The organism is Microcoleus sp. Pol12A5 (assembly GCF_036701435.1).
Taxonomy (GTDB): Bacteria; Cyanobacteriota; Cyanobacteriia; order Cyanobacteriales; family Microcoleaceae; genus Microcoleus.
Map to the genome: position 1 here is coordinate 1 of NZ_JAUBQU010000197.1, position 6594 is coordinate 6594.

Genomic DNA, 6594 nt, shown 5'->3' on the forward strand with positions numbered 1-6594 from the left:
ATTTCCGTGTTTAGCCAATAAAAACCATTAGCAAACAGCAGAGAACTCGCAGGTGCTGTTTTACTCCTGATCTCTTCTGCTTGAGTGGGTTTTGGCCCGTGAAAATGAATGATTTTTGCTTCCGGACTAAAATTCCAGTAGGATTTCCAATTTAGCTGGATATCCAACCTATCCCACTTGTCTTTGAAAAATAAGTTATAGGCTCCTTGGTCATAAGCTAGCTGTAATATTTGATCCAAGTTTCCGTCAATAAAATCGTCAAATTCTTTCTGGATTTTTTGAAGATTTTTGACATTCATATACAGCACACCACTATTCAAATATTCCCAGTTGTTGGGTTCGTGCTCGGGGGCTGCAGCAAAATATTCACAGGTTATACCCTGCAAATAATCCACCACATCGCCAAAAAACATGACATCGCAGTCTGTATAAAAAACATACTCATCCTGGATATTGTAAATTTCTACAATTTTGGGAATTTCAATTCTCAAAAATGCACCGAAAGCTACGGTTGAACTCCAAGGATATTGAGTTTGCAGTTTCTCATAATGAGGTGTTCTGTGGTAAATAATCTTAACACCATTCTTTTGCAGCCAATCTGTCAATTCATTCTCTTCGCCGTCATAAATGCAATATGGTTCTAGCGAAGTATTTTGTTGAGCAGTATAAACTGCTACTTTAATCATTTGCGAATAAATTTCAAAACCAGGACTAGCTTCATTAATTGCAAAAAACCATTTCATCCGGTACTTTTGTTTCTGATTGCCGAGAGGGAAATGATATACCACTTCCTGCAATCGAACCCGTCCTAACTTGACGCGAGTTTCGTCGGCTAAAACTGCTTGGATTAGCACCTCAGATTCCGGCTGCTTTCCTGCAAGAAAGTCCAGCTTAGCTTTGTAAGCGCTACGTGCTGCTAGCGGTACTCCGGGAAAAGCACTGGCTACATCCGATCGATACCCGCCAACGGGGGTTGTGCAGACAGTTTCGCCATTATAAATAAACTCAACTGCCACAGCTCGATCGCTCTTGCCCAACACCCAACCCGACATCAAAATTTTACTGTTATCTACTTTACCGATCGCAGGCGAATCTATATTAAATCCCCGCAGCCATTCCAAAGCTTCAGGGTAAGCCGGTGCAACATCCACAACAGCCGCAATTTTCAGTTGCAGGGGATTTGATTCGTTTTCTAAATATTGATTAGCTGTCACTAAACCGTACCCGCTTTCATCTTCTTCCCAAGTTCCAGATCCGTGCCAGTATAGCGGTTCGCTATCCCAAGGATCGAAAGGAATTAATGTTTTCGACGGCAAGTGAGGGCGGAAGAAAAACTTGCACCGTTCATTTAGCATTGATGCTGCCACAGAAAAGGTACTGTTTGAAATAGCCAAAACATCGCACTGGCTCAATATATAAAAGTCTGGATAGAAAGGAGCCTCTGGCATTTCTACACCCAAATCTTTGACAGTTACCGGGTAATAATCGGCAAAATCATCTACAACCTCTTCAAGTTCATCGCTGGCAATAAACAGTACCGGCTCTTCCAAAGTTTCCCACAACCCCTGCAACCATTTTTTGTAGCAACTATTGGGAGCAATAAACATAAATTCGGCATAAGGCCCCCAGTAATCGCCGCGCCGCAAATGCAAGCCAATAATAGTTTTTCCGCGTTGTCGGAGGCTGCTGACTGCTGCTGCTACCTTCGCTTCTACTTCTGGCATTGGTTGGAAGAGCGATCGAAAAAACTCTTTGTGGCGCGCGTAATACTTAGTGGGTATCTGATAGGTTGGCCCGCCAAATTCTACATTGCCCAAAGGTGCTTCTGCATTAATTATTCCCAATCCCGAATCATGAACGACAGGCAAGCTTTTAGAAATAGGTGGCTCACTGTGTCCGAACAAATATTGTCCGATCCACGGTGATGTCTCCACCCGAATATTTTGCTGTTGTTCATGAATTTTCAGCATCGCATACAAAAATATTTGATTGCCAAACCGCGCCCTACTAAGGATAGACATAGTAACGAGCGGCTTTTTCACATAAAAACCATCGCCCCAAGATGGGTGGGGAGTTGTGGTAGCTACCCGCTCGAAACCGTGCCTGTCTAAAAACTCATCTAAATCATGAACGAGCGCGCAACCTTCATAGAGTTCTTGGTAATTAACTTCCGTATTAATCGCATCTACATATTGCAGCCAATTAGTTGCTCCTTGCAAAGCCAAAAGTTCTGCACCTTGAATATCGATGTTTAAGATATTAAAGTCAGCCGGGTTTAAGTCCAATTCTTGCAGCAGCGTATCCAGAGTTTTTGAAGGCACTGTTACTTGATGTGTTTCCACGATATCGGGATAGATATCCTGATGATGCTTCAGCGGCAAAATTGAACTGCTTTGATCGTAAGAAGTAACGTGCAAATTAATAGTACCGTTGCGATCGCTAATCGCGCAATTCACAGCTTGCGCGTTCGGGTACCCACCTAAATTAGCTTGCAAGCGTTCAAAAACAGCGGGATTAGCTTCTACAAACAGTATCTTTTGCGCTCCCATTGCTTGGTAATATCCCACTTCCGTACCTTCATGAGCACCTACATGAATAATGCCTTTAGGAGTAATTGAATGCTGGGTGCAAAGTTGCGGTACATCCAAAAGTCTAGGAGGTTCTCCCAACACATTAGCTCGGAAGCGATCGTTGACTGCTAAGAAGTTGCTCCATTCAAAAACTTCATATTCTGGCTGAAAATTAGGTCTGTATTCTAAGCCCTGTGGCAAAATCTTAAAAATAGAGTACCGATACTTTTGCAGATACTCACACACTTCTTTTAAAGTGATATTGGCCTCGCGATAAGTTGTACCGTATTCAAATTGAATGTAATCGATTTTGCCATATTTCAGTAAATCGCTTGCACCGTACAATACATCTAATTCTGCGCCTTCAACATCAATTTTTAGAAAATTAATCCGCTTGATACCCAAACGCTGACAGTAACGATCGACCGTTGTAGTGAAAACAGTACACTTTTGGGGAGGCTGAATCCAACCTTGACTCTCCATCCAACAACTACGATAAAACGTACTCAAGGTGGAATGATCGTCGTACTGATAAAAAGTCTTAATTTCTTCTCGACTGCCCGCAGCCATATTTTGGGCTAGGATTTTTACATTATTTTCTCCCCTTAAGCTGTCTACCAAATTTTTATGAACATGAGCCAAAGGTTCAAAAATGTGCATTTCTGCTACATCTTGGTGTCTTGTCAAAACCTCTTTTGCCCATTCACCGATATTAGCACCCAAATCGAAAACGATATCCCCTGGTTTAATGTATTGGGCAACTACTTGGCTTTCTCCCGGCAACAGATGAGAACTCGTTGAACTAATATGGTCTTGAATCCAGTACGGTATAATCATCGGTTGTGGCTCTACTATTTCTGGCTGTGCTTCTACTGCAGGCTTACTCTCTATTCCCGTCCTTAAAGAAATAGGACGTTGATTAATATTTCCGTACCAATTATCTTTACCTTCACCGCACATATATTGCCAATCTGCATCAGCAATCAGATGAGCAAAAGGAGCGATGATGTCTGTCAAGATTAACGACCAGTTATTACTTTTTGAAAATCTGACCAAATAAGATTCAATGCCTTGCCGATGGCAATAATAAGTATTCGGGAGCGTCAACATTTTAGAACCAGTCGCTAACTGCCGGAAACCAAATGTGTGAGTGTCTAGCGCCCCGGAAGATTCAGAATAACCTCCCCCTCTCACCCAGCTTTCTTTGGTAAACAGATAGTTGCCACTCGCTCCCGGCACGTCGTGTCGCGAGAAAAAGTCCGCTAAAGTAATTTGGTCTTGATAAATCCATTTATTAATAATATTTTCCTGGCATCCTTCAAAGAAATGAATTTCTTGGAATGCAGCTACATCTGCACCGGAATTCACTAAAAACTCTTTTAATTTTGGGATACTTCCTGGAACTAAAATATTATCTGAATCCAAGCAGAAAAGTAAAGGATGCCTGGCATTTTGGACGGCAGTATTTCTCGCTGCTCCACCCCCTTTGTTAGTTTCGTGACGGAAAATCTTGATAAATGGATACTTAATTCTGAGTCGTTCCAGTATGCCTTCCGTATTATCCGTAGAGCAGTCATTAACAATAATTAACTCATCCCCCTGTTCAAAATTTCCATTTAATATCGAATCAACGGACTCTTCGATAGTTTTTTCGCAGTTGTAAGCAGGGATAAAAAAGCTAATATTAGTGGGTTGCTTTTCTACCCACCAGACACTTTCTCCTGGGGTATGAACTTGACTTTGAAATCTTCTAAAAAACTCATCAACAGCATCCTTGATGCCCGGAAAATCTGCACGGTCGTAGCCACATCCGCCAATAACAGCACCGCTTTGAACTTGGCCGTACCAGTTGCATAGCTGGTCCCACAAACCTTGATAGGAAAGTTCGTCAATGTAGGCGACATCGAAAGCTTGTCCTGTTGGTGCTCCTGTATTTAACTTTTTGTTTTCAACGATTGTGCAAAACAGATTGTAGGCGTTTTCCTGCCAACCGGGAAGTTCTTGACTGATATTCACAGGTTGCTTTTCTACCCACCAAACGCCTTCCCCTTCCGCGTGAATTTGGAAGTTTAACGGTGTGAAAAACTCATCAATAGCTTGTTTTACCCCCGGAAAAGCAGGATGCTCGTAATCGTGTCCGCCAATAATACCGCCTATTTTAACTTTAGGATACCAAATGCAAAGATCGTCCCAAACACCTTTGTATGAATGATCAGCATCGATGTAAACAAAATCGACCTCTCCAACTATTTCATTAATAGCTATTCTCGATAGTTGGCGGATGTGCTGGTATCTTTCGCCGAAGACGGTAAATCTTTGCTGAATGTAATTGTACAGGGCATCAAATTCTTCTTGAGGAAGATTCATTGGGTCTTCGTAACCTTCCATGTGGAGGTAGGGGTCTACTCCATATAATTTTTCTACAGATGTATGTTGCAAAATAGATTCTGAATGACCTCCAAAAGCCACTCCTATTTCTACCCCGATTTTTAGGTTTTTATTGGCTATAGCTTTGCCAAATAATGGGTAAGCTAGTCCCCACACGGCTTCCGCCTCTTTTGCGTATCGGTCGATTTTATCTAACAATGAAACTGAAACCATATTAGTGCTTCCCGCATAGGTTCTGAGTGATGCCAAATATTCCAAAACATATTTGCACCATTTCTGATAACATAATTTTTCTTGATAAATTTTTTCGGCTCTTTGACCCATCTCTAATAGTTCCGATGTATTTAAAGAATCTAGCAGACTATTTAAATTGGTTGCAGAGCTAGTAAATAAACTAATTTCGTGCCAATCGATAAACTCCTTAAACGGTCTTGTGTCGATATCACTAAGCATTAAGGGTGCTACCCCCAGTTGCATTGCTTCAAAAAACCGAAAAGAGCTACCGCCATATCCTCTAGGGCAGAGTGCAACATAAGACTCTAGAGTTTTCTCAACAAATAATTCTGTGCTGCCATTAGCCATACACAAATCGTTCCGATATCTGATGGTATCAAACATCTCTTGTCGGATACTATGATTGGGAAGAAGACCAATAAAGGCACTTAGGTACTTTTTCGATGGTTTAACTTCAGGAACTCTATGCAATGAGCAAAGTAAAGGAATATCTACACCCGTTTCTGTTCTGCGAGAGGAGAGAAAATTTATTGTTGCTCCTAGATTTACCAAAGGTCCATCATCATATTGACAGATTGTAAATGTTTTGATGTCAGACAATATCGACAGATTAACTGATTGTTGAAGTTCAGACAAATCAGTTTTTTCAAAATGATGATTGATGTAATATCTTGTCCAATAAACTGGTAAATAATGCCAGTCGGCTTCATTGGGATTGTCTGTGACAAGGTGAGGATTACTGTGAAGATATTGGAAAAAATCTTGCTCTACACCGTAGTCGCTGTTATGAGCAGGATGGACTATCCGTGCAGATCCAGGCTGAAATCGACTGTCAATAGGTAAAATGTATATCTTCATAACTATTTCACTAGGTCGGCAAAAATATTTCCGTTTTCATGTCTGTCATTGGGATCGGGACGGTATTCAAGAGGAACTAAAGGAGATATACTTTGATTTCTACCATTGAATAGCACTTTTGAATAACCAACCATTAAAGCCAACTCTTGTAGCAAACACGGAGTTAAAACATTTAAGTGCTGGTGAGTTTCCCATTCACCAATATATACCCCTTTGATTCCTTTTGTAAAGTCTGAATAATCGCGCATTGATGAAATAAGATTTGGAGTATTGACTCGGTGTACTCCTCCTTTTTTCAAGACTCGCCAAGCTTCTGCTAAGAGAATGATCTGAGATTTCTGATCGATATGTTCAATGAAATCTTCGTGGAAAATTACATCAACCGAATTATCAGCAAAGGGGAGACCGGTTCTTAAATCCATAGCCAAGAAATCTGAGCTATCACCCCGCATCTCTTCTGGATAATACTTGTCTGTGTAGTGCTTCAAGTGGTGGTGATAATGTTGGTAATTTAAATCCATATTTCTCCAACCTTTCAGAACTC

At 41.1% G+C, this 6594-nt stretch carries 2 protein-coding genes; both read right to left on the minus strand.

The features are described 5' to 3' along the window. On the minus strand, positions 1 to 6050 hold a 6050-nt coding region (locus QUA45_RS27225; RefSeq protein WP_333222953.1), incomplete at its 3' end, for an FkbM family methyltransferase. Between the two features lie 2 nt (positions 6051 to 6052). After that, on the minus strand, positions 6053 to 6594 hold a 542-nt coding region (locus QUA45_RS27230), incomplete at its 5' end, for a class I SAM-dependent methyltransferase (RefSeq protein ID WP_333222955.1).